The organism is Paucibacter sp. B51, from assembly GCF_027863535.1.
In the GTDB taxonomy this organism is placed as follows: domain Bacteria; phylum Pseudomonadota; class Gammaproteobacteria; order Burkholderiales; family Burkholderiaceae_C; genus Paucibacter_A; species Paucibacter_A aquatilis.
In genome coordinates this window covers 4,173,496-4,199,697 of sequence record NZ_JAPIVN010000001.1, presented here as the reverse complement: position 1 = coordinate 4,199,697, position 26,202 = coordinate 4,173,496, and the positions used below count along the sequence as shown (strand labels likewise).

22 protein-coding genes are annotated in these 26,202 nt (G+C 66.5%); 16 read left to right on the top strand and 6 right to left on the bottom strand.

All coding sequences use genetic code 11. The features are described 5' to 3' along the window. Positions 1 to 111: 111 nt before the first annotated feature. Positions 112 to 816 carry a GntR family transcriptional regulator gene (locus OOB33_RS17750; RefSeq protein ID WP_271009638.1) on the bottom strand — a complete coding sequence of 235 codons (705 nt, stop codon included), beginning with the start codon at positions 814 to 816 and terminating at the stop codon, positions 112 to 114. 95 nt (positions 817 to 911) lie between these two features. Here OOB33_RS17750 and scpA point away from each other — a divergent pair, with 95 nt between their 5' ends. From scpA to OOB33_RS17710, 8 genes are all read left to right on the top strand, one after another. Beyond that, complete coding sequence (gene scpA, locus OOB33_RS17745; RefSeq protein WP_271009637.1) at positions 912 to 3,089, top strand: methylmalonyl-CoA mutase; 2,178 nt, start codon at positions 912 to 914, stop codon at positions 3,087 to 3,089. Between the two features lie 19 nt (positions 3,090 to 3,108). Further along, entirely contained in the window at positions 3,109 to 3,651 is a 543-nt protein-coding gene (locus OOB33_RS17740; protein WP_271009636.1) for a GNAT family N-acetyltransferase, read from the top strand. Beyond that, positions 3,648 to 4,688 carry a methylmalonyl Co-A mutase-associated GTPase MeaB gene (gene meaB, locus OOB33_RS17735; RefSeq protein ID WP_271009635.1) on the top strand — a complete coding sequence of 347 codons (1,041 nt, stop codon included), beginning with the start codon at positions 3,648 to 3,650 and terminating at the stop codon, positions 4,686 to 4,688. Before OOB33_RS17740 ends, meaB begins: the two co-directional genes overlap by 4 nt. Before the next feature lie 78 nt (positions 4,689 to 4,766). Beyond that, complete coding sequence (locus OOB33_RS17730) at positions 4,767 to 6,299, top strand: acyl-CoA carboxylase subunit beta (RefSeq protein ID WP_102766911.1); 1,533 nt, start codon at positions 4,767 to 4,769, stop codon at positions 6,297 to 6,299. Next, positions 6,296 to 6,796, top strand: coding sequence for a hypothetical protein (locus tag OOB33_RS17725; RefSeq protein WP_271009634.1), 501 nt, complete (start codon positions 6,296 to 6,298; stop codon positions 6,794 to 6,796). The genes OOB33_RS17730 and OOB33_RS17725 overlap by 4 nt, the downstream gene beginning before the upstream one ends. Before the next feature lie 38 nt (positions 6,797 to 6,834). Further along, on the top strand, positions 6,835 to 8,955 hold the full coding sequence (locus tag OOB33_RS17720) for an acetyl-CoA carboxylase biotin carboxylase subunit (RefSeq protein WP_271009633.1): 2,121 nt from the start codon (positions 6,835 to 6,837) through the stop codon (positions 8,953 to 8,955). 133 nt (positions 8,956 to 9,088) lie between these two features. Continuing rightward, positions 9,089 to 9,547, top strand: coding sequence for a VOC family protein (locus OOB33_RS17715; RefSeq protein WP_271009632.1), 459 nt, complete (start codon positions 9,089 to 9,091; stop codon positions 9,545 to 9,547). A 21-nt stretch (positions 9,548 to 9,568) separates the two neighbouring features. After that, on the top strand, positions 9,569 to 10,963 hold the full coding sequence (locus tag OOB33_RS17710; RefSeq protein WP_271009631.1) for a 3-oxoacyl-ACP reductase: 1,395 nt from the start codon (positions 9,569 to 9,571) through the stop codon (positions 10,961 to 10,963). A gap of 11 nt (positions 10,964 to 10,974) precedes the next feature. Here OOB33_RS17710 and OOB33_RS17705 read toward each other — a convergent pair whose 3' ends face one another. The 5 genes from OOB33_RS17705 to OOB33_RS17685 all read right to left on the bottom strand — a co-directional run bounded on the left by OOB33_RS17705 (position 10,975) and on the right by OOB33_RS17685 (position 15,556). Continuing rightward, a complete protein-coding gene (locus OOB33_RS17705; protein ID WP_271009630.1) occupies positions 10,975 to 11,577 on the bottom strand; it encodes a PqiC family protein in 603 nt (200 codons plus the stop codon). A gap of 17 nt (positions 11,578 to 11,594) precedes the next feature. Next, positions 11,595 to 12,605, bottom strand: coding sequence for an MlaD family protein (locus OOB33_RS17700; RefSeq protein WP_102766905.1), 1,011 nt, complete (start codon positions 12,603 to 12,605; stop codon positions 11,595 to 11,597). After that, positions 12,602 to 13,405 carry an ABC transporter ATP-binding protein gene (locus OOB33_RS17695; protein ID WP_102766904.1) on the bottom strand — a complete coding sequence of 268 codons (804 nt, stop codon included), beginning with the start codon at positions 13,403 to 13,405 and terminating at the stop codon, positions 12,602 to 12,604. The genes OOB33_RS17700 and OOB33_RS17695 overlap by 4 nt, the downstream gene beginning before the upstream one ends. Further along, the gene (locus OOB33_RS17690) at positions 13,405 to 14,559 is read right to left on the bottom strand and encodes an MlaE family ABC transporter permease (RefSeq protein ID WP_271009629.1); all 1,155 of its coding nucleotides are present in this window, start codon (positions 14,557 to 14,559) and stop codon (positions 13,405 to 13,407) included. Before OOB33_RS17690 ends, OOB33_RS17695 begins: the two co-directional genes overlap by 1 nt. A gap of 169 nt (positions 14,560 to 14,728) precedes the next feature. Then, positions 14,729 to 15,556 carry a substrate-binding periplasmic protein gene (locus OOB33_RS17685; RefSeq protein WP_271009628.1) on the bottom strand — a complete coding sequence of 276 codons (828 nt, stop codon included), beginning with the start codon at positions 15,554 to 15,556 and terminating at the stop codon, positions 14,729 to 14,731. Between the two features lie 510 nt (positions 15,557 to 16,066). On the opposite strand from OOB33_RS17685, the gene OOB33_RS17680 reads away from it, so the two are divergent. The 8 genes from OOB33_RS17680 (at position 16,067) to OOB33_RS17645 (ending at position 26,195) form a co-directional block, all read left to right on the top strand. Further along, positions 16,067 to 16,963, top strand: coding sequence for a LysR family transcriptional regulator (locus OOB33_RS17680; RefSeq protein ID WP_271009627.1), 897 nt, complete (start codon positions 16,067 to 16,069; stop codon positions 16,961 to 16,963). 55 nt (positions 16,964 to 17,018) lie between these two features. Next, positions 17,019 to 18,431: a 3-isopropylmalate dehydratase large subunit gene (leuC, locus tag OOB33_RS17675; protein ID WP_102766901.1), complete on the top strand. Its 1,413-nt coding sequence runs from the start codon at positions 17,019 to 17,021 to the stop codon at positions 18,429 to 18,431. A 118-nt stretch (positions 18,432 to 18,549) separates the two neighbouring features. After that, positions 18,550 to 19,200, top strand: coding sequence for a 3-isopropylmalate dehydratase small subunit (leuD, locus tag OOB33_RS17670; protein ID WP_102766900.1), 651 nt, complete (start codon positions 18,550 to 18,552; stop codon positions 19,198 to 19,200). Between the two features lie 29 nt (positions 19,201 to 19,229). Continuing rightward, positions 19,230 to 20,321: a 3-isopropylmalate dehydrogenase gene (gene leuB / locus OOB33_RS17665; protein ID WP_271009626.1), complete on the top strand. Its 1,092-nt coding sequence runs from the start codon at positions 19,230 to 19,232 to the stop codon at positions 20,319 to 20,321. Positions 20,322 to 20,423: 102 nt separating this feature from the next. Beyond that, positions 20,424 to 21,554 (top strand): aspartate-semialdehyde dehydrogenase, encoded by a 1,131-nt coding sequence (asd, locus tag OOB33_RS17660; protein WP_271009625.1) that lies wholly within the window; start codon positions 20,424 to 20,426, stop codon positions 21,552 to 21,554. Positions 21,555 to 21,935: 381 nt separating this feature from the next. Next, complete coding sequence (locus OOB33_RS17655) at positions 21,936 to 24,533, top strand: FimV/HubP family polar landmark protein (protein ID WP_271009624.1); 2,598 nt, start codon at positions 21,936 to 21,938, stop codon at positions 24,531 to 24,533. 152 nt (positions 24,534 to 24,685) lie between these two features. Continuing rightward, complete coding sequence (truA, locus tag OOB33_RS17650) at positions 24,686 to 25,471, top strand: tRNA pseudouridine(38-40) synthase TruA (protein WP_223696900.1); 786 nt, start codon at positions 24,686 to 24,688, stop codon at positions 25,469 to 25,471. Positions 25,472 to 25,523: 52 nt separating this feature from the next. Continuing rightward, complete coding sequence (locus tag OOB33_RS17645; protein ID WP_271009623.1) at positions 25,524 to 26,195, top strand: phosphoribosylanthranilate isomerase; 672 nt, start codon at positions 25,524 to 25,526, stop codon at positions 26,193 to 26,195. The last annotated feature ends 7 nt before the right edge of the window (positions 26,196 to 26,202 follow it).

Genomic DNA, 26,202 nt, shown 5'->3' with positions numbered 1-26,202 from the left:
GCGCAGCAGCGAGCCCGGATGCCGTGCAGTTTGCACGGCAGTGCCGCCGTCAAAACCCTGGTGGAGCCGGGTGCTTGGCCCCCAGTTCCAGGCTTTGGACGCCGCCGTTGCTCAGGCGCCGGTTGCGGCCGCCAGGCCGTTGTCGAAATGCGCCCGCATCAGGCGCGCGGCCTCGTCGGCGCGCCGGGCTTGCAGGGCCTGCATCAGCTCGCGGTGCTCGCGCAGGGAATCCTGCAAGCGGCCCTGCTTGAACAGCGAGTGGTGGCGGTTGAGCTTCATCACGCGGCGCAGGTCGGTGACGATCTGCTGGCGCCAGCGGTTGGCCTCGATCTCCAGCAGGCGCAGGTGAAAGCGCTCGTTGGCGGCGAAGAAGGCGTCGCGCTCGTCCATCTGACGCTCCAGCTCATCGTGCAGGGCCTGCAGTTCGGCCAGATCCGCCTCGCTGCCTTGGGCAGCCACGCGGGCGGCAGCGTCGCTCTCGAGCAAGGCCAGCAGCTGGTAGGCCTCGCGCACATCGCGCTCGCTCATCTCGGTGACATAGGCGCCGCGGCGCAGCTTCATGGTCACCAGGCCTTCGACCGCCAGCACCTTGAGCGCCTCGCGCATCGGTGTCCGGCTGATGCCCAGTTCGCCGCAGAGTTTGAGTTCGTCGATCCAGGCGCCGGGTTCCAGCTGGCGACTGAAGATTTGCTGGCGCAGATGTTCCGCCACCTCTTGATAGAGGGCGCGGTGGGCCAGTGCGTGGGCAAGCGGGAGCGCCGGAGCGGCCGTTCCGAGTGCCGGGCTGGGCTTGATCGAGCGAGGTTCGGCAGGCATGGTGGGGGTGCGTCGCCGTCAGTGTAGCGTCAATTCTGAATTTATAATTATGAATGATGGTCGCGCTATGATGGGGCGTCCGCAGGAGCCAAGAGATGTCTGAATCCAAGAAGCAAGCGTTCGAATTCCCGCAAGCCACGCTGGCGCAGTGGGAAAAAGCCGCCGCCAAATCCGCCCCCGGGGGCGATGTCTCGGCCCTGAACTGGCACACGCCCGAGGGCCTGACGGTCAAGCCGCTCTACACCGCGGCCGACACGGCGGGCCTGCCCTATGCCGACACCTTGCCCGGCTTCGAACCCTTTCTGCGTGGCCCGCAGGCCACCATGTATGCGGTGCGGCCCTGGACCATCCGCCAGTACGCGGGCTTCTCCACCGCCGAGGAAAGCAACGCCTTCTACCGCAAGGCCCTGGCGGCTGGCGGGCAGGGCGTGTCGGTGGCTTTTGATCTGGCCACGCACCGCGGCTACGACAGCGACCATCCGCGCGTGACCGGCGATGTCGGCAAGGCCGGCGTGGCGATCGATTCGGTCGAGGACATGAAGATCCTCTTCAACGAGATCCCGCTCGACAAGGTGTCCGTGTCCATGACCATGAACGGCGCTGTCTTGCCGGTGCTGGCGGGCTATGTGGTGGCGGCGGAAGAGCAGGGCGTTTCGCAGGATAAGTTGAGCGGCACCATCCAGAACGACATCCTCAAGGAGTTCATGGTCCGCAACACCTACATCTACCCGCCCGAGCCCTCGATGAAGATCATCGGCGACATCATCGAGTACACGGCGCAGAAGATGCCCAAGTTCAACTCGATCTCGATCTCGGGTTATCACATGCAGGAAGCAGGCGCCAACCAGGCGCTGGAGCTGGCCTTCACCCTGGCCGACGGCAAGGAGTATGTGAAGACCGCCCTGGCCAAGGGCCTGGATGTCGATGACTTCGCGCCGCGCCTGTCCTTCTTCTGGGCGGTGGGCATGAACTTCTATCTGGAGATCGCCAAGATGCGGGCGGCGCGCCTGCTCTGGTGCCGGATCATGAAGGGCTTCGAGGCCAAGAACCCCAAGAGCCTGATGCTGCGCACGCACAGCCAGACCTCGGGCTGGAGTCTGACCGAGCAAGACCCGTACAACAACGTAGTTAGAACCACCATCGAAGCCATGGCGGCGGTCTTCGGCGGCACGCAAAGCCTGCACACCAATTCGCTGGACGAGGCGATTGCCCTGCCCACCGAGTTTTCATCGCGCATCGCCCGCAACACCCAGCTCATCATCCAGGAAGAGACCCACATCACCAGCGTGATCGACCCCTGGGCCGGCAGCTACATGATGGAATCTCTGACCCAGGACATGGCCGACAAGGCCTGGGCCATCATCGAAGAGGTTGAGGCCATGGGCGGCATGACCCGTGCGGTGGACAGCGGCTGGGCCAAGCTCAAGATCGAGGCCAGCGCTGCCGAGAAGCAGGCGGCCATCGACTCGGGCCGCGATGTCATCGTCGGCGTCAACAAGTACAAGCTGGCCAAGGAAGACAAGATCGAGATCCTCGATGTCGACAATGTCCGTGTGCGTGACGGCCAAATTGAGCGGCTCAAGGCCATCAAGGCGAGCCGCGACAGCGCTGCTGTTCAAGCTGCGCTCCATGCCCTGACCGAAGCCGCCAAGTCCGGCCAGGGCAATCTGCTGGACCTGAGCATCCAGGCCGTGCGCCTGCGCGCCACGGTGGGCGAGATCAGCGATGCACTGGAGGCCGTCTATGGCCGCCACCGCGCCGACACCCAAAAGGTCACCGGCGTCTATGCCGCTGCCTACGATTCGGCCGAGGGCTGGGCCAAGTTGCAGGATGAGATCAAGGCCTTTGCCGATGAACATGGCCGCCGCCCGCGCGTGATGGTGGCCAAGCTGGGCCAGGACGGCCACGACCGCGGCGCCAAGGTGGTGGCCACGGCCTATGCCGACCTGGGTTTTGATGTGGACATCGGCCCCTTGTTCCAGACCCCCGAGGAATGCGCCCGCCAAGCGATTGAAAACGACGTCCATGCGGTCGGCATCTCGACCCTGGCCGCCGGTCACAAGACCCTGGTGCCGGCCATCATCGCGGCGCTGAAGGCACAAGGTGCCGATGACATCATCGTCTTCGTCGGCGGCGTGATCCCGGCGCAGGACTATGACATGCTTTATGAGGCCGGCGTCAAGGGCATCTACGGCCCCGGCACCCCCATCCCGGCCAGCGCCAAGGATGTGCTGGAGCAGATCCGCCAGTCGCTGACGGCCGCTGCGGCGTGAGCGGCACCGGGAGCCGCGCATGAGTGCCTATCAGTTGCAGCCGGTGGCGGCCGAGGATCTGGATGCGCTGTTCCAGCTGCGCATGGAGGCCTTGCGGCCCAGCCTGGAGCGACTGGGGCGCTTCGACCTCGTGCGCAGCCGCGATCGTTTTGAGGCCTTGTTCGAGCCCGAGACCATGCGCCACATCTGCCGCGGCAGCGAGCGGGTCGGGTTCTTGATGCTGCGCGAAACGCCCGCGGGTGAAGCGCCAGCTTTGCGTCTGGAGCAGCTCTACCTGCAGCCCGCGGCGCAAAGCCAGGGCATCGGCTCCTGGGTGCTCAGCTGGGCCAAGGACCAGGCGCGGCGGGCGGGGCGCGACCTCAGCCTCTCGGCCCTCAAGCTCAGCGATGCCAACCGCTTCTATCTGCGCCATGGCTTCAAGCCGGTGGGCGAGAGCGAGTTCGACATCGACTACCTCTGGCGCCTGCCCGTCGTTGGTGAGGAGGCCTGCCTGGCCCAGGTGCCGGACGGCATTGCGCCAGTCTGGTCGGGCGTTCAAGGCGAGCGATCGGGGCGCGCATGACGCTCGTGTTGCCCAGCCCGAGTCTGGCACCGGCCTTGCTGGCCGGCCCCGGCCCCCAGCAGCGCCGGGCCATGGCCAAGGCCATCACCTTGCTGGAGTCGACGCGCCGTGATCACCGCGCCCAGGCCGACACCTTGCTGACCGAGTTGCTGCCGCACACAGGCAAGAGCTTTCGCCTCGGCATCTCGGGCGTGCCCGGTGTGGGCAAGAGCACCTTCATCGAGGCCCTGGGCCTGTTTCTGATCGCACGCGGCCACCGCGTCGCCGTGCTGGCGGTGGACCCAAGCAGCAGCGTTTCGGGCGGTTCCATCCTCGGCGACAAGACCCGCATGGAGCGCCTGTCCATGGACGAGCGCGCCTACATCCGCCCCAGCCCCAGCAGCGGCACCCTGGGCGGCGTGGCCGAGAAGACGCGCGAGGCCATGCTGGTCTGCGAAGCGGCCGGCTTCGATGTGGTCATCGTCGAGACCGTCGGTGTGGGCCAGAGCGAAACCGCCGTGGCCGGCATGACGGACATGTATGTGCTGCTGCAGCTGCCCAATGCCGGTGATGATTTGCAGGCGATCAAGAAGGGTGTGATGGAGCTGGCCGATCTGGTCGTCATCAACAAGGCCGATCTCGATTGGGCGGCCGCCACCCGCGCCCAGGCGCAGATCGGCTCCAGCCTGCGAATCTACGGCTTCCATGGCCACAGCCACACGGACCACGCCACGGCAGGCAAGACCTGGCACCCACAGGTGATGCAGCTCAGTGCCCTCAAGCCCGAGCAGGGCGAGGGCCTGGAGCGCTTCTGGGCCCAGGTGACGGCTTACCGCGAATTGCAGCAGACCCAAGGCCACTGGCTGGCCAAACGCCAGCAACAGGCGCAGAGTTGGATGTGGGAGCGTATCCATGCCGGCTTGCGCCAGCAGTTTGCTGAGGCGCCTGCCGTGCGGGACTGCCTTGCCGAAATCACCGAAGACGTGCTGCAGGGTCGCCTGGCCCCGTCCACCGCGGCACGGCAGCTTTTGAATCGATTTTCTGGAGACCAGAAATGAAACCCCCACGCCCATTGACAGGGCTGCCCCCCGAGGGGGCGCGTCCTTTCTTGGGACGGCCCGACGAAAGGACTTCCCATGCATGACATCCAACAACGACTGGAAGAAAAACGTGCCCAGGCCCGTTTGGGCGGCGGCGAAAAGCGCATCGCCGCCCAGCACAAAAAGGGCAAGCTGACGGCGCGCGAGCGCCTGGAGCTGCTGTTCGACGAAGGCACCTTCGAAGAATGGGATATGTTTGTCGAGCACCGCTGCGTGGATTTCGGCATGGCCGAGAACAAGATCCCCGGCGACGGCGTGGTCACCGGCTACGGCATGATCAACGGCCGCCTGGCCTTCAGCTTCAGCCAGGACTTCACCGTTTTCGGCGGCGCCTTGTCCGAGGCGCATGCCGAGAAGATCTGCAAGGTGATGGACCAGGCCATGAAGGTCGGCGCGCCGGTGATCGGCCTCAATGACTCGGGCGGCGCGCGCATCCAGGAAGGCGTGGCCTCGCTGGGCGGCTATGCCGATGTGTTCCAGAAGAATGTGCTGGCCTCGGGCGTGATCCCGCAGATCAGCATGATCATGGGCCCTTGCGCAGGCGGCGCGGTCTACTCGCCGGCCATGACCGATTTCATCTTCATGGTCAAGGACTCGAGCTATATGTTCGTGACCGGGCCTGAGGTGGTGAAGACCGTGACGCACGAAGAGGTGACGGCCGAAGAGCTCGGCGGCGCCGGCACCCACACCAGCAAGAGCGGTGTGGCCGACCTCAGCTTCGAAAACGATGTCGAAGCCATCCTGATGCTGCGCCGCTTCTTCAACTACCTGCCGCTGAACAACCGCGAGAAGGCGCCGACCCGGCCCAGCGGCGACCCCGGCAACCGCCTCGACCATTCGCTCGACACCCTGGTACCGGACAATCCGAACAAGCCGTACGACATGAAGGAGCTGATCCAGAAGACGGTCGACGATGGCGACTTCTTCGAGCTGCAGCCCGACTACGCCAAGAACATCCTGACCGGCTTTGCACGCATGGAAGGCCAGACGGTGGGCATCGTCGCCAACCAGCCGCTCGTGCTGGCCGGCTGCCTGGACATCAAGAGCTCCATCAAGGCCGCGCGCTTTGTGCGCTTCTGCGATGCCTTCAACATTCCGGTGATCACCTTCGTCGATGTGCCTGGCTTCATGCCAGGCACCAGCCAGGAGTACGGCGGCATCATCAAGCATGGCGCCAAGCTGCTGTATGCCTACGCCGAGTGCACGGTGCCCAAGGTGACCGTCATCACCCGCAAAGCCTACGGCGGCGCCTACGATGTGATGGCCTCCAAGCATCTGCGCGGCGACGTCAACTTCGCCTGGCCTAACGCCGAAATCGCGGTGATGGGTGCCAAGGGGGCGGTCGAGATCATCTTCCGCGAGGACAAGGGCGATCCCGAGAAGCTGGCCGCCAAGGAAGCGGAGTACAAGGCCCGCTTTGCCAACCCCTTTGTCGCTGGCGCCCGTGGCTTCATCGACGATGTGATTCAGCCGCATGAAACCCGCAAGCGCATCTGCCGCTCCCTGGTCATGCTCAAGGACAAGAAGCTGGACAACCCCTGGCGCAAGCACGGGAACATTCCGCTGTGAGAGCTGCGAAGGCGCTGCTGATGTCGGGCTTGCTGCTGAGCGGCAATGTGCGCGTGCACGCCGCTGTGCCAGCGGCGGACTGCGTGGCTGCCCATGCCCAGGCTCATGCGTCTTCAGTGCGTTCCGAGGACTCTGCCGCGTCGGCGCCGGAAAGCGCCTCGGCCCAGCAGCTCTTCGCCACTTGCGCCTTGCAGCGCTACGGCGCAGCGGCCGCCAGCCGCGTCGAAGCCTGCAGCAACGATCTGGCCAGCCTGCCGGTGATCCTGCTCTACCGCGTCGATGGCCTGTCTCGCAGCCAGGCCCTGGCCGATCTGCAACGCGAAGGCGCGCTCAGTGACGGTAGCGAGTACGCGCAGCGCGCTCCGGCCATGCTGAGCTTTGCCTACCAGGGCGCCGCAGCGGCCAAGGGGCAGGGCGCCGCCTGGGTCGAGCGCCGCGTTGTCGAGTGGACCGATCTCTGCCTGGCTGGGCGCCTGCGTTTCTCGAACCCGCGCTGAAGCCGACCGAACCAATTTACTGATGGGGACAAGACATCATGTTTGAGAAAATTCTGATCGCGAACCGGGGTGAGATCGCTTGCCGGGTCATCAAGACCGCCCGAAAGATGGGCATCAAGACCGTGGCCGTCTACTCCGAGGCCGACAAGGACGCCCGCCATGTGGAGCTGGCCGATGAGGCCGTGCTGCTGGGCCCGGCGCCCAGCCGCGAGTCCTATCTGGTGGCCGACAAGATCATTGCGGCGGCCAAGCAGACCGGCGCCCAGGCCATCCACCCCGGCTACGGCTTTCTGAGCGAGAACGAAGAGTTCGCGCGCCGGGTCGAGGAGGAGGGCATCGCCTTCATCGGCCCCAAGCATGGCTCGATTGCCGCCATGGGCGACAAGATCGCCTCCAAGAAGCTGGCCAACGCAGCCCAGGTCAATACCATCCCGGGCCACAACGAGCCCATCCTCTCGCCCGAAGAGGCGGTCAAGATTGCCCAAGGCATCGGCTACCCGGTGATGATCAAGGCCAGCGCCGGCGGTGGTGGCAAGGGCTTGCGCGTGGCCTTCAACGACAAGGAATGCTTCGAAGGCTTCAGCAGCTGCCGCAATGAGGCGCGCAACAGCTTTGGCGACGACCGCGTCTTCATGGAGAAGTTCGTTGAAGAGCCGCGCCACATCGAGATCCAGGTGCTGGGCGACAGCCAGGGCAACACGCTCTACCTGTGGGAACGCGAATGCTCCATCCAGCGCCGCCACCAAAAGGTGATCGAAGAGGCGCCGTCGCCCTTCATCAGTGAAGCCACGCGCAAGGCCATGGGCGAGCAGGCCGTGGCCTTGGCCAAGGCGGTGAACTACCAGAGCGCGGGCACGGTGGAGTTCGTGGTCGGCAAGGACCAGAGCTTCTACTTCCTGGAGATGAACACCCGCCTGCAGGTGGAGCACCCGGTGACCGAGTGCATCACCGGCCTGGACTTGGTCGAGCAGATGATCCGTGTGGCCGCCGGCGAGCCGCTGAGCCTCAAGCAAGAGGACATCAAGCGCGAAGGCTGGGCGATCGAGTGCCGTATCAATGCCGAAGACCCCTTCCGCAACTTCCTGCCCTCGACCGGTCGCCTGGTCAAGTACCAGCCGCCGCAGGCCAATCTGGAGCAGGGCACGCTGACCCTGCAGGGTGAGAGTTATGCCCAAGGTTCATTCGGCGGCGAGGCAGTGACGAACACCGCTTGGGGCGGCGTTCGGGTCGACACCGGCGTCTACGAAGGCGGCGAGATCCCGATGTTCTACGACTCGATGATCGCCAAGCTCATCGTTCACGGCCGCGACCGTGCCGACGCCATCGCCAAGATGCGTGAAGCCTTGAATGGCTTTGTCATCCGCGGCATCTCCAGCAACATCCCCTTCCAGTCGGCCCTGCTGGCGCATGAGGACTTCAAGTCCGGCAACTTCAACACCGGCTTCATCGCCCAGCATTACGGCGGCGGCTTCCGCGCCGAAGATGTGCCGCACAGCGATCCGCTGTTCCTGGTTGCCCTGGCTGGCTTCATCCGCCGCAAGGCGCGCGAGCGCGAGGCTGGCATCAGCGGCCAGCTGCCCGGGCACGAGGTGCGCATCGAGCACGACTACGTGGCCCTGGTGTCCGAGGGCACGGCCGGCCAGCAGGCCCGCCACGCCCTGCACATCTCCGAGTTTGTGGGACACCTGGGCGAGGCGCTGGTGCGCGTCGGTGAAGGCGCCGAGGCCAAGAGCTACCGCATTGTCTGCAACTCGCGCCTGAACGACATCCGCCTGACCGGCACGGTCAACGGCCAGCCCTTTGTGGCCCAGGCCGAGCGCGGCACGGCCAAGCAGCCGCTGGCTTATCGCTTGCAGCACAACGGCTACGCCATCCTCGTCAATGTGCTCTCGCCGCGCGCGGCCGAGCTGCAGGCCTTGATGCCTTTCAAGGCCCCGCCGGACACCAGCAAGTTCCTGCTCTCGCCCATGCCGGGCCTGCTGGTTCAGATCGCTGCGCATCCGGGCCAGACCGTGCAAGCCGGCGAGCGCCTGGCCGTGATCGAAGCCATGAAGATGGAGAACATCTTGATCGCCGAGCGTGACGTCAAGGTGGCCGAGGTGCTGGCCAAGGTGGGCGAGAGCCTGTCGGTGGATCAGCTGATTTTGAGGTTTGAGTGAGGTTGATGGGTGAACAGGTGAACAGGTGAATGGTTCACCAAGCGCGCAGCGCTGCTCACCTGTTCACACGTTCACTTCCTCTTCCCCTGCTCAGCAAACCGACTGAAACATTTCCTTTTGTGGTGTACCAAACATGAAACCCTACAAAATCCTCGGAATCCAGCAGATCGCCATCGGCGGCCCCGACAAGCAGGCCTTGCGCAAGCTCTGGGTCGATGTGCTGGGCCTGCAGGTCACCGGCAACTTCGTCTCCGAGCGCGAGAACGTCGACGAAGACATCTGCGCCATCGGCCAGGGCCCGCACAAGATCGAGGTCGATCTAATGCAGCCGCTCGATCCCGAGAAGAAGCCGGCCGTGCACACCACGCCGCTCAACCATGTGGGCCTGTGGGTGGACGACCTGCCCAAGGCCGTCGAGTGGATGACGGCGAACGGCGTGCGCTTCGCGCCGGGCGGCATCCGCAAGGGTGCGGCCGGCTACGACATCTGCTTCATCCACCCCAAGTCCAGCGCCGAGTTTCCGATCGGTGGTGTAGGCGTGTTGATCGAGCTGGTGCAGGCGCCGGCCGAGGTCATCGCCGCGCTGGGCTGATCGATCCCTTCGCGGACCGCCATGGCTTCGAACTCAGATCCTTTGATCGGCCTGGCAGCTGGCCGCTTGACGGGCCCGCTCGTGCGTGCGCTCGGCCTGCCGCGCCCACGCGTCCTGCGGCGCGAGGCCGGCCCCTACCGCAGCGACGAGCTGCGTGGCCGGCAGCTGGTATTGACCGCCATGCCGGGCGGGCATGCGGGCGAAGCTGCGCGAAGCTTGCTGCAGGCACTGGGCGCCCGCCTGCTGATGGAGACAGACCTGGCCGCCGATGCGTCGGCCCGCGTCGACATCGCCGTGCTGGACGCCACCGGCTGCCGTGAGCTCGCGTCCCTGGCCCAGCTGCGCAGCTTTTTTTCGCCCCTGCTGCGCCGCCTGGCGCCTTGCGCCAAGCTCTTGCTGCTGGCGCCCTGTCCGCTGGAGGCCGCTCGCCTCTCGCCCGAGGCTGCGGCGGCCGCCCAAGGCATCGACGGTTTCGTGCGCAGCCTGGCCAAGGAGCTGGGCCGCAGCCATGCCGCCACCGTCAATGCGTTGCAAGTGCCGGTCGCAGTGGTGAGCGCTTTGCTGGGGCCTGTGCGCTTCTTCTGCAGCGCCCGCAGCGCTTACGTGTCCGGGCGGATTCTGCGTTTGGATGCAGGCCAGGCTCTTTATGCGAGCCCTGAACTCCCTTCGGTGCCGGGCCGCTTGCGCGAGCGCCTGGCCGTGGTCACCGGTGCCGCGCGGGGATTGGGCGCTGCCACGGCGGCGCGCCTGGCCGAGGAGGGCGCTCGCGTGCTGTGCATCGACGTGCCCTCGGCCGAGCCGCATTTGCGCGAGCTGGCGCGGCGCATCCAGGGCGACGCCTTGGCTCTGGACATCTCCAGCGCCGCAGCTCCCGCGGCGCTCTGCGACTGGCTGCGCCAACACCCCGGCCTGGCGGTCGATGTGCTGGTGCACAACGCCGGCATCACCCGCGACCGCAGCCTGTTCAAGATGAGCGAGGCCGAGTGGAAGCAGGTCATGGCCGTCAATCTGCAGGCCATCCTGGCCATCGATGCGGCGCTGGATCAGGCCGATCTGCTGGCGCCCGGCGCGCGAGAGATCTGCCTGTCGTCCATCAGCGGCATAGCAGGCAATGCCGGCCAGACCAACTACGCCACCAGCAAGTCGGCCCTGATCGGCTACGTCGCTGCTCGCAGTGCCGTGCTGGCCTCCCGCGGCGCCACCGTCAATGCCGTGGCCCCCGGCTTCATCGAAACCGACATGACCCGCCAGGTCCCCTGGCTGATCCGCGAAGCCGGCCGCCGCCTCAACGCCCTGTCCCAGGGCGGCCAGCCCCGCGACGTGGCCGAGGCCGTCGCTTTCCTGGCCTTGCCGGAATCGGGCGCCGTGCGGGGTCAAACCTTGCGGGTGTGCGGTCAGGCTTTGATGGGGGCTTGAGCCGGGCGGCCCTAGTGTGCCCCGATGGCCTGGGCCAGCGCCCACAGCGCGGCCCGATGCGCCGCCACCAGTGCATCGGTGCTGCCGTCTCCGGCCGGCACTTCGAAGCGCTGTTCGTGCACCTGGGGAGGCTGGCGGCCACTGGGGTCCAGCCAGGTCCAGCGTGCTAGCAGCACCAGCAGCGGGCGTGGGCCTGCGTCTGCGTCCAGCCTTTGGATGTCCACGCGCAGCTGTCGTTCGGCCGAGAGCCCAGGCGGCAGGGGCAGGCGCCAGATGCGGGCGCTGCCGTGCAAGCGGGCCAGGTCTTGCTGCAGCAGGCGGGGGATGGCGTCGCGCAGGGACTCGGCCCAGCGCTCGCTCGGGGTCAGACGCAGCATGGCCTGGCCGCTGGGGCGGACGATGGCGTCGCGGTCCAGGTACTCGGGGATCTGCACCGGGCCGAGGGCCCAGATGCCAGCGGAGGCCGACGCGGCTGAATCGGCCGAGACCGGGGCGGCGATTGGGCTGGATGATGTACCGGGCGGTTCCGCGCGCAGCTGGTAGTACTGCACCTGGGGGGAGCTGCCGCAGGCGGCGAGCAGGCTGAGGCCGATCAGCACGGGGACGGCCTTCATTCGATTGAGGAATCTGCTCATTTGGCGCGGCCCTTGAGTACGGCTTCGGGTTGCTGGTCCAGGGTGTCGGCCAGCTCGCGCAGGGCACGGGCGGCTTGGGCAATGTCTCTCAGCGCGCGCTGCAGGTTCTGGTTCAGCGGCGCCTCGTCCTGTGCCACATCGGCCACCGCCGCGGCGGCGCGGGCCAGTTCGGTGGAGACCCGGCGCAGGTCCTGCACCACGGCGCCCTCGGGATTGAAGGTCTTGCCCACCCGCTCGGCCGATTCGTTGACGGTCACGGCCGCGCGGCTCATGCGCTCCATGGCGTCCTGGGTGGCGGCCAGGGCGTTCAGGGCGGCGTCGCCCACCGGGCCGGCGCGGCGGTCCAGCTGCTGGCTGAGGCGGCGCAGGCTGGCGCTTACCGCCTCGATGTCCTTGAGGGCGCGGCTCAGCTCGGGCCCCTCGATCAGCCGCCGGCCGGTGCTGGCGATGGCCGAGAGGTCGCCCACCAGGCGCTTGATGTCCAGGCCGTCCACCTGGTTGCGCAGGTCCTGAAAGGGCGTGGCCACGGTGGGGATCTGCACATAGCGGCTGGCCTCGACGGTGCTGCCCACGGTGGGTTTGTCGGGTCGGAAGTCCAGGTCCACATAGAGCTGCCCGGTCAGCAGGCTTTGCAGACCCAGCTGGGCCCGCAGGCCACGCTCGACCAGGGCTTTGAGCGAGGAGGCGCCGCTGCCCGGCAGGCGTTCGCCGCTGAGATTGCCGATCATGTCGCGCTCCAGTTCGGCTTCCACCGGGATGGACACTGCATTGCTGGCATTGTTGTAGGCCACGCCGATGGCGCTGACATTGCCCAGGTGCACGCCGCGGAACACCACCGGCGCGCCGATCTGCAAGCCGTAGATGGAGCCGTGGAAGTACATTACCACCCGTTCCTTGCCGCCCAGCAGCTTGCCGCCAGCGATGACGAACACGGCGATGAAGAGCAGGATCAGGGCGGTGACGACGAACAGGCCCAGCAGGGCAGGGTGGCCGTGGCGCTTTCTCATGCGAGGCCTCCCGAGCCGGACGTTACGCCGCGGCGCAAAAACAGGCGCACCGCCTCGGGGCCAGTCTCCAGCAAACGGCGCGGGGCATCGAGCGCGGTCATGGTTTTCTCCTTGGCATCGAGAAACAGGGCGCGGTCGGCTACCGCAAAGATGCTGCTCAATTCATGCGTCACCAGCACGATGCTGGTGCCGAGATGATCGCGCAGATTGAGGATCAGTTCATCCAGGCTGGCGGCGCTGAGCGGGTCCAGGCCGGCCGAGGGTTCATCGAGGAAGAGCAGAGGCGGGTCCAGGGCCATGGCGCGGGCGATGGCGGCACGCTTTTTCATGCCGCCGCTGAGGGCGCTGGGCAGCTCGTCAAAGGCGGCTTCCATGCCGACCAGGGCCAGCTTGAATCGGGCCATCTGCTCGGCCGCGTCTTCGTCCAGCTCGCTGAACTCGGTCAGCGGCAGCATCACGTTCTCGCCCACCGTCATCGAGCTCCACAGCGCCCCGCCCTGGAACATCACGCCGAACTGGCGGCGCAGCTGCGCCATCGTGTCGTCGTCGGCCTCGGCCAGGTCTTGCTCGCCATAAAGTACACGGCCCGCGGCAGGCGTCTGCAGGCCGATCAGATGGCGCAGCAGGGTGCTCTTGCCACAGCCGCTGCCGCCCATCAGCACCAGGATCTCGCCTCGCTGCAGCTCGAAGCTGATGCCTTGCTGCAGCACGCGCCCCGGCACGGCCAGGGTCAGATCCTCGGCGCGAAGCAAGGGCGAGGGCAAGGGCACGGGCAAGGCCTGTTGCGGCTGCGCGTCCATCACCAGCCCAGACGTTGAAAGGCAATCGTCAAGGCCGATGCGGCGATGACGATCCAGATGATGGCTTGCACGACGGCGGCCGTGGTCGCTTCACCCACGGCCTGGGCGCTGCGGCCGGCATGCAGGCCCTGGCGGCAGCCCGCCATGGCGACCAGCACGCCGTAGACCGTGCCCTTGAGCAGGCCGATGCCCGCATGCGCCAGGGTGATGGCCTTGGAGCTGCGGTAGAGGTAGTCCAGCAGCTCGACATGGAAGATGCCCACGGCCACCAGCAAGCCCGCCAGCATGCCCACCACGGCGGCAAAGGTGGTCAGCAAGGGAGCCATCAAGGCCATGGCCAGCACGCGCGGCAGCACCAGGTGCTCGACCGGGTTCAAACCCAGGGCGCGCAAGGCGTCGATCTCCTCATTCGCCTGCATGCTGCCCAGCTGGGCGGCAAAGGCGGCGCCGACCCGGCCGGCCAGCATGATGCCGGTCATCAGGGCTGCGATTTCGCGCACCACGCCGATGGTCACCAGATCGGCCATGAAGGCCTGCGCGCCCAGGCGCTGCAGCTGGGCCGCGCCCATGTAGGCAATGATGAGCCCGACCAGAAAGCTGACCAGGGTGACGATGGGCAGGCTGGCCGGGCCGGTGGCGTGCAGTTGCTGGGCGAGGTCTTCGCCGCGCATGGCGGTGCTGCCACGCAGGGCGCGGTAGACAGCGATCAAGAGCTCGCCGGTGAAAGCCAGGGTGTCGCGCGTGCGGCGGTAGCGGGCCTGCCAGTCCAGGCCGATGCGCGTGAGCCAGCGCGGGCGGCGTTTGGTGTTCTGTGCATCGCCGGCGCTTTGGCGGGCGGCCAAGTCCAGCATGCCACGCAAGCCGGGTGGCAGGGCCTCGGTGTTCAGCGCCTGCTGGCGGCTGCGGCTCAAGGCCCAGAGCTGGGCGGCGAGGCGGCTGTCGAAATGGCTGAGGGCCTGGCCGTCGACAGGCAGGACCAGGGGCCGGGTGGCCCCGCGCGGCTCCGTCGAGTTTTGCAGTTCGGGGGGCGGCGGCAAGATGGGGCCGCCACGCCAATCGCCGCTCAGGCGCAGCCGCAGACCCGATTCGTCCTGCTGCCATTGCGCCTGGGCGGCTTGCCCTGCGCCAGCGTCGCCTTGCTGTGCCTCGCCCAAGTCTGCTCCCGCGCTGCCGGACCGGCCGTGTGCGCCTAGGTTAACAGCCCGCTCCCCGCTGCGGGAAGCCCGTGTGGCCGTGAGCAGTTGCACCCACCAAAAACAACGGCGACCCGAGGGCCGCCGTTGTTGTTGTTGTTGCTGTTGCAGGCTTGTTCTTGCTTGCGAATCAGTCCACGGACTTCATCAGGTGCGAGACCTGACCCTTGAACTCGGGCGATTCGCGCAGCTTGCCCTGCAGGCGCCAGACCTCGCGCGCCGTCTGGCCATGCTTGGCGAAGAAGGGCTTGGAGAAGATGGTGAAGTAGGCCTTGTCGACCAGGGGCGGGCTGATCCGCTCGATCTTGCTGTGCAGCGCCGGTAGGGCGGCCAGCGAGGCCTCGGCCTCGGTGGTCTGCAGGGCCGCGGCGAGGTAGCGGCCCGAGGCCACGCGGTTCAGCAGCTCATCGGCCGTGGGCGCGTTGTCTTCGACCTTGACGCCCAGCTGCTTCAGCTGCGCGACGATGGAAAAGCCGGCCTGGGCGCCGAAGGTGCCATTGCCGGACAGGGCCTTGCCGTCCCAGCTGACGCTGGCGCCCTTGGTCTTGTAGAGCGCGTAGGTGGCGCGGTACATGCGCTTGGTGGCGTCGGCTTCACCGTCGAGCTTGAGCGGGTAATGGGCAAACTCAGCGCGCTCGGCGCTGAAGCTGGCGTTCATGGCGCCGTCGATCTTGCCGCTTTTGACTTCGGCCAGGCATTGTTTCCAGGGCATGGGCACCAGCTTGATCGGCGTGCCCAGCTGCTTCTCCAGCTGCGTCATCATGATCTGGCTGTAGCCGGGTTTGTCCTTGAGCAGCCAAGGGAAGGCGTCTTCGTTCTCGTGGCAGATGTGCACGCTCTCGGGGCCGCCCTCGGCGGCTCGGACCGGCGCGCACAGGCCCAGCAGGGTGCCGCATGCGAGCAGGCTGAACAAAATGCCCTTGTGGGCGCGATGGGGGGAGGTGTGCAGTTGAGGCATGGGCGGCAATCGCGAACGATTCATCAAGAAGGTGAGTGGGTCATCCTAGGCCGCACCCCGCCCGCCCAAGCGCAGGAATGTGTGCATTCCTGGGCTCATTTCTCACTTGCGTGCGGCCGGCCTGTCGTGGACCTGACAGTGACAGCGATCGGATCTGGGTGAACGCGACACTTTCGGCGTTCTTCTGGGATGGGGCCTTTGCCAATGCCTCTGGGGTTGAGTTCTGTGGCCGAGCGGCCTGCTGCACATCCGGAGCCCCATCTTCGCGCTTGCTAAAAAACATGGAATCACAGCGTGCCTGGCTGGTTTAGACTTCGTGGGGCGCGAAGATGCAATTGTTGAACTCTGTGTGCGCATCTTGTTGGCGAAAGCTAAATTTCGTCTCTCGAGGGTGATTGCCGCCGGTCTGCCCTGCAATCGGTGCTGGTTCCCGCATACCAAACTTGCTTTTCTTCGCGCCACGGACCCTGATTTCCCGCTCTTGTCGGACCTTCGAACTCGGACACACCCATGCGCCTTGATCTGACCACCCTCAACCTCGTGCTGGCCATCGAGCAGACGCGCTCCATCACGCGCGGTGCGCAGCAGGAGCATCTGGCTCTGGCCGCGGCCAGCAAGCGGGTGTCCGATCTGGAGGCCCGCCTGGGCGTGCAGCTGTTCGAGCGCCGTTCGCGCGGGGTCGAGCCCACCGAGGCCTGCCGCGCCCTGGTGCGCCACATCCGTTCCCTCCATGCCTCCTTGCATGCGCTTGAGAGCGAGGTGGTGGAGTTCGCCCGCGGCATCAAGGGCCATCTGCGCATTGCCGCCAACAGCGGCGCGATTGCCGAATGCCTGCCCGCGGATCTGGTGGCTTTCAGCCAGGGCCACCCGCAGATCCGCATCAGCCTGGAAGACCTGACCAGCGCCGAGGTGCAAGCGGCCGTGGCCGAGGGCCGGGCCGATGCCGGTGTGTTCACCGCGCCCTTGCTGGACAGCCGCCTGAAGACCTGGTCCTACGCCCGGGGCCGCCTGGCCGTGCTGGTACCCAAGCGCCATGCGCTGGCGGCGCAGGACCGCGTGCGCTTTGCCGACCTCCTCGATTACGACCTGATCGGCCTGCATGCCGGCGCCTCGGCCCAGGAAATGATGCGCCAGCAGGCCCAGGCCCTGGGCCGCACGCTCAACGCCCGCATCCAGGTGCGCGGCTTTGATGCGATTGCCCAACTGGTCGAGGCCGGCCTGGGCGTGGCCGTGCTGCCCGGTGGGCCCGCCGAGCGCTTCTCGCGCGTGTTCGACGTCAAGCTGCTGGCACTGGACGAAGACTGGGCCGTGCGCGAGTACTGCCTGGGCGTGCTGCGCCAGGAGCGCCTGCCGGCCGTGCTGCAGCGCTTTGTCGACAGCCTCTGCCCGCCGGCGCCCAAGGCTTGATGGACCCTCAAGCCGAACCGAACTCATCGAATGAATTGAAGGAAAGAAGACTGTCATGACTGCTCGCACGCTCTACGACAAGCTCTGGGATGAGCATGTCGTCCACACCGAAGACGACGGCACGGCCGTGCTCTACATCGACCGCCATCTGCTGCACGAGGTGACCAGCCCGCAGGCCTTTGAAGGCCTGGAGCTGGCCTCGCGCAAGGTCTGGCGTTTGTCGGCCAATCTGGCGGTCAGCGACCACAATGTGCCCACCACCGACCGCAGCGGCGGCATCGCCGACCCGATCTCCAAGCTGCAGGTCGACACCCTGGACCAGAACTGCGACCGCCACGGCGTGACCCAGTTCAAGATGAACGACAAGCGCCAGGGCATCGTCCATGTGATCGGCCCGGAGCAGGGCGCCACGCTGCCCGGCATGACCGTCGTCTGCGGGGATAGCCACACGTCTACGCATGGGGCATTCGGTGCCCTGGCTCATGGCATCGGCACCTCCGAGGTCGAGCATGTGCTGGCCACGCAGACCTTGTTGGCCAAGAAGGCCAAGAACATGCTGATCCGCGTCGAGGGTCAGGTCGTGCCCGGCGTCGGCGCCAAGGACATCGTGCTGGCCATCATCGGCAAGATCGGCACGGCCGGCGGCACCGGCTACACCATTGAGTTCGGCGGCTCGGCCATCCGCGCGCTGACCATGGAAGGCCGCATGACGATTTGCAATATGGCCATCGAAGCCGGCGCCCGCGCCGGCTTGATCGCCGTGGACGAGACCACTCTGAACTACGTCAAGGGCCGGCCCTTCACGCCGACCGGCGTCGAATGGGATCTGGCCGTGCAGTACTGGCGCGGCCTGCATTCGGATGCCGGTGCGCATTTCGACGCGGTGGTCGAACTGGACGCCAGCCAGATCCGCCCGCAAGTCACCTGGGGCACCTCGCCCGAGATGGTGCTCGATGTGAACGCCCGCGTGCCAGACCCGGACAAGGAAAAGGACGCAGTCAAGCGCGGCGCCATCGAACGCGCCTTGCAGTACATGAGCCTGGAGCCCAACAAGGCGATTGCCGACATCCATGTGGACAAGGTCTTCATCGGTTCCTGCACCAACAGCCGCATCGAGGACATGCGCGAGGCCGCCGCCGTGGTGCGCCGCATCGGCGGCCGTCTGGCCTCGAATGTGAAGCTGGCCCTGGTCGTGCCCGGTTCGGGCCTGGTCAAGGCGCAGGCTGAGGCTGAAGGCCTGGATCAGGTCTTCAAGGCCGCAGGTTTCGAGTGGCGCGAGCCCGGCTGCTCCATGTGCCTGGCCATGAATGCCGACCGCCTGGAGCCCGGTGAGCGCTGTGCCTCCACCAGCAACCGCAATTTCGAAGGGCGCCAGGGCGCCGGCGGCCGCACCCATCTGGTCAGCCCGGCCATGGCCGCAGCGGCCGCCATGCGCGGCCATTTCGTCGACGTCAGCCACTTGGCATGACCCACCCCCTACGCGCTTCGCGCGCCCCCTCAAGGGGGCGTCACCGCGCGACCGGCAAAGCCGGATCGCCGGTGCCTGCTGGGTGGGGCACGAAAGAATTTTGAGAAAGGTTTCTCTGATGGATAAATTCACCCTGCACCAGGGCCTCGTCGCCCCCATGGACCGCGAGAACGTCGACACCGACGCCATCATCCCCAAGCAGTTCCTCAAGTCCATCAAGCGCAGCGGCTTCGGCCCTAACTTGTTCGATGAGTGGCGCTATCTGGATGCCGGCGAGCCCGGCCAGGACCCGGCCAGCCGCCGCCCCAACCCCGATTTCGTGCTCAACCAGGCGCGCTATGCCGGCGCTTCGGTGCTGTTGGCGCGCGCCAATTTCGGCTGCGGCTCCAGCCGCGAGCATGCGCCCTGGGCGCTGGAGCAGTACGGCTTTCGCGCCCTGATCGCGCCCAGCTTCGCCGACATCTTCTTCAACAACTGCTTCAAGAACGGCATCCTGCCCATCGTCTTGCCCGAGTCGCAAGTGGCGCGGCTGTTCGACGAAGTGCATGCCTTCCCGGGCTACCAGCTGAGCATCGATCTGCCGCGCCAGGTGGTAGTCAAGCCGGACGGCACGGAGCTGCCCTTCGAGGTGCAGGCCTTCCGCAAGTTCTGCTTGCTGGGCGGTTTCGACGACATCGGCCTGACCCTGCGCCATGCCGACAAGATCAAGGCCTTCGAGGCCGAGCGCCTGGCCGCCAAGCCCTGGCTCAAGCACCAGTTGTCGGCCTGAGCGCCACGCGAATTTTTCCAAGGACAGATATGAAGATCGCAATCCTCCCCGGTGACGGCATTGGCACCGAAATCGTCGCCGAAGCCGTCAAGGTGCTCAAGGTCCTGGACCTGCCGCTGGAGATGGAAACCGCGCCGGTGGGCGGCGCCGCTTACGAGGCGGCCGGCCATCCCTTGCCGGACTCCACCCTGCAGCTGGCCAAGGATGCCGACGCCATCCTGTTCGGCGCCGTGGGTGACTGGAAGTACGACAAGCTGGACCGCCCCCTGCGCCCCGAGCAAGCCATCCTGGGCCTGCGCAAGCACCTGGGCCTGTTTGCCAACTTCCGCCCGGCCATCTGCTACGAGCAGCTGACGCACGCCTCGAGCCTGAAGCCCGAGCTGGTGGCCGGCCTGGACATCCTCATCATCCGCGAGCTGACCGGCGACATCTATTTCGGTCAGCCGCGCGGCCGCCGCACCGCGGTGGACGGGCATTTCCCGGGCAGCGAGGAAGCTTTCGACACCATGCGCTATTCGCGCCCGGAGATCGAGCGCATCGCCCATGTCGCCTTCCAGGCCGCGCGCAAGCGCAACAAGCGCGTCACCTCGGTGGACAAGGCCAATGTGCTGGAAACCTTCCAGTTCTGGAAGGATGTGGTGACTGAGGTGGGCGCCCAGTACCCCGACGTCGAGCTCGACCACATGTATGTGGACAACGCCGCCATGCAGCTGGTCAAGGCGCCCAAGCGCTTCGACGTGGTGGTGACCGGCAATATGTTCGGCGACATCCTCTCGGACGAGGCGGCCATGCTGACCGGCTCCATCGGCATGCTGCCCTCGGCCTCTTTGGACAAGAACAACAAAGGCCTGTACGAGCCCAGCCATGGCAGCGCGCCGGACATTGCCGGCAAGGGAATTGCCAATCCTCTGGCTACAATCCTGTCCGCTGCCATGATGCTCAAGTTCTCCCTCAACCAACCCGAAGCTGCTGCTCGTATCGAAGCCGCAGTGGGCTCGGTGTTGTCCCAAGGTCTGCGTACCGCAGACATTTGGAGCGAGGGCACCCAGAAGGTGGGCACGCGCGAGATGGGTGACGCTGTAGTTGCAGCGATTACCACGACCAAAACCATGAAGGGCTAGTTCAGCTCCGGTTCGTCTCGCCCCTACACCCCCGGCGACACGAGCCGGGGGAGAAGAAGTCCAGAGGCTTTTTTCTTTTTTAGGGCGATAGAGGTAACAGCGATGACGACACTTGTTGGATTGGTAGGCTGGCGCGGCATGGTGGGTTCGGTCCTGATGGACCGGATGAGCGCAGAAAAAGACTTTGACCTGATCGAGCCGCTGTTCTTCAGCACCTCGAACGCCGGCGGCGCCGCCCCGGCCCAGGCCAAGAACGAAACCAAGCTCCAGAGCGCTTTTGACATCGAGCAGCTCAAGCGCTGCGAGATCATCATCACCGCTCAGGGTGGCGACTACACCAGCGAAGTTTTCCCCAAGCTGCGCGCCGCAGGCTGGACCGGCCACTGGATCGATGCGGCCTCGACGCTGCGCATGGAGTCCGATGCCGTCATCATCCTGGACCCGGTCAATCTGCCGGTCATCAAGGATGCCCTGGCCAAGGGCGGCAAGAACTGGGTCGGTGGCAACTGCACCGTGTCCTGCATGCTGATGGGCGTGGGCGCGCTCTACAAGGCCGGTCTGGTCGAGTGGATGAGCACCCAGACCTACCAAGCCGCCAGCGGCGGCGGTGCCCAGCACATGCGCGAGCTGCTGACGCAGTACGGCACCTTGAACGCGTCCGTGCGTGCCTTGCTGGATGACCCCAAGAGCGCCATCCTCGAGATCGACCGCCAGGTCATTGCCACCCAGCGTTCCTTGAGCGCCGCCGAGACTGCCAACTTCGGTGTGCCCTTGGGCGGCTCGCTGATCCCCTGGATCGACAAGGACCTCGGCAACGGCATGTCCAAGGAAGAGTGGAAGGGTATGGCCGAGACCAACAAGATTCTCGGCATCGGCGAGGGCTTCGGTTCCAGCGCCATTCCTGTGGACGGTTTCTGCGTGCGCGTGGGCGCCATGCGCTGCCACAGCCAGGCCCTGACCTTCAAGCTGAAGAAGGACGTGCCCCTGGCCGACATCGAAGCCATGATTGCCGCCGACAACGAGTGGGTGAAGGTGGTGCCCAACACGCGCGAAGCCACGATCAAGGACCTGACCCCGGTGGCCGTGACCGGCACCATGACGATTCCCGTCGGCCGCCTGCGCAAGCTGGCCATGGGCCCGGAATATCTGGGCGCTTTCACCATCGGTGACCAGCTGCTCTGGGGTGCGGCCGAACCGCTGCGCCGCATGCTGCGCATCCTGCTGGACCGCTGAGGGGAGGGCTTCGCTGAGCGGGGTGCGCAAGGCGCCCGCTCAGTGATATCCCGCATTCACGTTGCCCCCAAGCGACAAGCTGGGGCGGACGGGCGAAACTCAGCGGGGGCAAAAGTGCTTTTCAGGCATTGCCTGAGCTTGTGAGCGTATATGCTCGCCGCTATTGAGTTTTCCGGTCCGTGGACCTGGCGCGGACTTGGCGCGAGAGGATGGCATCGTGAGTGCTGTTGTGCGGAGAATCGTGATCGTCGAAACAGGCGGACACCCCTTGGTGCCCGCCTTGTTGCTTTGGGGGATGCCTTGAAACTACATAAAAGCGCCGTGGGTAGCGCACTGGGCCGCACATGGGGCCGTTTTTCTCTGACTCATGTGGCTGCCGCCATGTTGGCCGCCGCGAGCAGCGGAGCGTGGGGCCTGGGTCTAGGCAAGCTGACCGTGCAATCGGCGCTGGGCGAGACGCTCAAGGCCGAAATTGACATCACCAGCATCAGTGCCGAAGAGGCCGGCACCCTCAAAGTGCGCGTGGCGCCGCCCGAGTCTTACCGCGCCACCGGCGTCGAGTACAACGCCGTGCTCACCGGCACCCAGGTGCAGGTGGTGCGCCGTGACGGCCGCAATGTGCTGCGCGTCAGCAGCGATCGCGCCGTGCAGGAGCCGTTTGTCGATGTGATTCTGGAGCTGACCTGGGCCAGCGGCCGCTTGGTGCGCGAATACACCTTGCTGTTCGATCCGCCGGCCAATCCCAAGCCCAGCAGCGCCGCGCCCGCCGTGGCTGCAGCGCCGGTGATTTCTTCGCCGGCTTCGGAGGCCACGCCCTTGCCAGCCGCTGCCAGCCGCCCGCGCCCGCCCGTGCCAGCACCGGCGGTGGCCGAAGCGACCCGGCCGCGCGCTGAAGCACCGGCGCCTCGCCCGGCTCCGGCCCCCGTGCCTGCGCCGGCGCCACGCGCTGCAGCCGCACCGGCCGCGTCCGAGTATGTGGTCAAGCCCGGCGACAGCCTGTCGCGCATTGCAGGCAAGACCCAGCCCGCTGGCATCTCGCTGGACCAGATGCTGGTGGGTCTCTACCGCAACAACGAAGACGCCTTCATCAACGGCAATATGAACCGCCTGAAGGCCGGCAGCGTGCTGCAAGTGCCTTCGGCCGAGAGCCTGGGTTCGGTCAGCACGGCCGAGGCCCGCCAGGTGATCCGCGCCCAGAGCGCCGATTTCAATGCCTACCGCCAGCGCCTCAGCGGCGCCGCGCCGACGATCAAGCAAGACGAGAGCGATCGCCAGGCCAAGGGCCGCGTGCAGGCCGCCGTGGACGATCGCAAGCAAGCTGCAGCACCCACGCCGGACAAGCTGACCCTGAGCAAGGCCGCCGACGGCAAGATCGCGGCCGTGTCCAAGGACACCGAGAAGAAAGATTCCGCCGCCCGCGTGGCCGAGCTGACCCGCAATGTGGAAGAGCTGAAGAAGCTCTCCAGTGCGGCCAAGCCCGCTGCCACACCTGCACCTGCACCTGCGCCGGTCGCTGCACCCGCTCCGGCCCCAGCGCCGGTGGTGGCTGCGCCCGTGCCAGCTCCGGTGGTGACGCCGCCCGCTCCAGCCCCGGCTCCGGTGGCATCGGCACCTTCGCCGGTGGCCTCCAAACCGCTGCCCAGCACGGCGGCGCCGGCGGTTTCCAAGCCTGCCAGCGCGGCCCTGCCGCCGGCTCCGGCCGCTGAGGTGGCCGAGCCCAGCCTGCTCGACCATCTGCTCGACAACCCGCTGCTGCCACTGTCGGCTCTGCTGGTGGCCGCGGCCGGTGGTTTCGGTTTCTACCGCTTCCGCAATCGCAAGGCCCAGGCCAAGTCCGACACGGGTTTCCAGGAAAGCCGCCTGCAGCCCGATTCCTTCTTCGGCGCCACCGGCGGCCAGCGCGTGGACACGCGCGATGCGGCCAACGGTGCCTCGTCGATGAATTACTCGCTGAGCCAACTGGACGCCATCGGTGATGTCGACCCCGTGGCCGAAGCCGACGTCTACCTGGCTTACGGCCGCGATCTGCAGGCCGAGGAAATCCTCAAGGAAGCCCTGCGCGCCAATCCCGAGCGCATGGCCATCCGCCTCAAGCTGCTCGAGGTTTACGCCAAGCGCCGCGACATCAAGGGCTTCGAGCAACTGGCCATCCAGCTGTACGCCGAAACCCAGGGTCGTGGCGACGACTGGGCCAAAGCTCAGGAGCTGGGCCGTCAGATCGATCCCGAGAACCCGCTCTACCAGCCCGGTGGCGCACCGAGCCTGCCGGCCAGCGGCCGCGAAGTGCATCCCGAGCCCATGGACGCCAGCACCCTGCCACACACGGTGAATGCTGGCGGTCATCTGGCCACCGAGCCGCTGGGCCGCAACGCGCCCGACACCGGCCCGACCAGTGTGTTCGATCTGGACCTCGATCTGGATCTGGATTCGCCAGCGCCTGCGCCGTCGCCGATCTCGATGGAAGCCACGCAAGCCTTGCCCACCACCGTGGATCAGGCGCCCATGGCCATGGACTTCGACCTCTCGCCGCCGGCCACGCCGACGCAAGCGGGCGGCGCCGATCTGGAGTTCGATCTGGACGACCTGAGCGACGAGCGCCCGGCCACCGTGGCGCCGGACAGCGGCAACGGCGCCCTGGACTTCGACCTCTCGTCCATCGACCTGGACCTGCCGGCCACGCCCGCGGCTCCGGCCGCACCGATTCCCGCGCCTGAGTCGACCTCGGGTGCCGATCTGGCCGCTGAGTTCGATGCGTTGATGAACCAGGTGCCCGAGCCGGCTGCGCCGCCGGTGGTGCCGGACATCGCCGACCTGGGCCTGGACGATGGCGACCCGCTGCTGCGTCAGCTGGAACTGGCCGACGAGTTCCGCCAGATCGGTGACACGGAAGGTGCGCGCGAGGTGCTGACCGAGCTGATCTCCAAGACCAGCGGCGCTCTGCGCGACAAGGCGCAAGCCATGCTCAACGAGCTGCGCTGACCGGCCCTTGTGGCATCCTGTGAGGCGCTCGGCTTGGCCGAGCGCCTTTTTCTTTGTGGAGTGAGCGATTGATGTCGGGGCAAGACGAGGCGGGGCAAGACCAGGCGGTGCAGCTGGGGTCGGTGGAAGAGGGCGCAGCTGCCGCAACAGCGCTGCAGCGCGTGGCGCTGGGCGTGTGTTATCGCGGCCAGGGCTACCACGGCTGGCAAAGCCAGAAAGACCGCCGCACGGTGCAGGACGTGCTGGAACGGGCGCTCAGCGAGTTTGCTGCGGCCGAAGTGCGCACCATCTGTGCCGGCCGCACCGACACCGGCGTGCACGGGCTCAACCAGGTGGTGCATTTCGACACGGCCGTGCGGCGCGAGGCGGCCTCCTGGGTTCGTGGGACCAATCGCTACCTGCCGGCCGATGTGGCGGTGCAGTGGTGCGTGTTCCCGCCGGCCGACTTTCATGCCCGCTTTCTCGCGCGCGGCCGGCGCTACACCTTTGTGCTGCTGGAGTCGCCGGTGCGGCCGGCGGTGGAGGCCGGCTCGGTCGGTTGGGTGTTCCGTCCGCTGAATCTGGAGGCCATGCAGGCCGCCGCGGCCTTGCTGATCGGCGAACATGATTTCAGCAGCTTCCGCTCCTCGGACTGCCAGGCGCTGTCGCCGGTGAAGACGGTGCGCGCGATCGAGATCTCGCGCCGCGGCGCCTACTGGCGCTTTGACTTCGATGCCTCGGCCTTTTTGCATCACATGGTGCGCAACATCATGGGCTGCCTGGTGGCCGTGGGCGCTGGGCACCGCGACCTGCGCTGGATGGCCGAGGTGCTGGCGGCACGTGATCGCAGTCGCGCCGCGCCGACCTTCTCGCCGGACGGGCTGTACTTCAATGGCCCGTACTACGACGCGGAGTTGGCCATCCCGACCCGCACCGCGGCCATGGATTGGCTACCCTGAGCACCATCTGACTCAGTTTTCTACGTTCCTGTTTCCGCTGAGGCGCCTGCGCATGAGCCGTACCCGAATCAAGATCTGTGGCCTGACCCGCGAGGCCGATGTGCTGGCTGCAGTGGCGGCTGGAGCCGATGCCATCGGCTTCGTGTTCTACGCCAAGAGCGCACGCTTTGTCAGCCCGGCGCGGGCGGCCGAGTTGGCGCGCCTGCTGCCACCGTTCGTCACGCCGGTGGGCTTGTTCGTCAACGCCAGCGAGGCTGAGGTGCAGGCGGCGCTGGCGGCACTGCCGAACATGCTGCTGCAGTTCCACGGCGATGAAAGCGCGGCGGATTGCGAGCGTTACGGTCGCCCCTATCTGCGCGCTGCGCGCATGGAGCCGGGCTTCGATTTGCTAGACTACGCCCAACAGTTCTCAACAGCACAAGCCATCCTGCTCGACGCCCACGTCGAAGGCTATGGCGGTGGTGGAAAGGTTTTCGATTGGTCACTCATTCCAAAAAACGTGCCCTCTCCAGTCGTTTTGTCTGGTGGGTTGCATGCCGGAAATGTGCTGACTGGCGTGCTCCAGGTCCGGCCCACGGCCGTTGATGTGAGTTCCGGCGTCGAACAGGCCAAGGGCCTGAAGGACGCCGCCCTGATCCAGCAGTTCTGCGCCGCCGTGCGCGAGGCCGATGCCCAAATCGATCAGCAGATCGATGCCCAAGCGGCTCGCCAGAACTGCGCCTGAAGAGAAG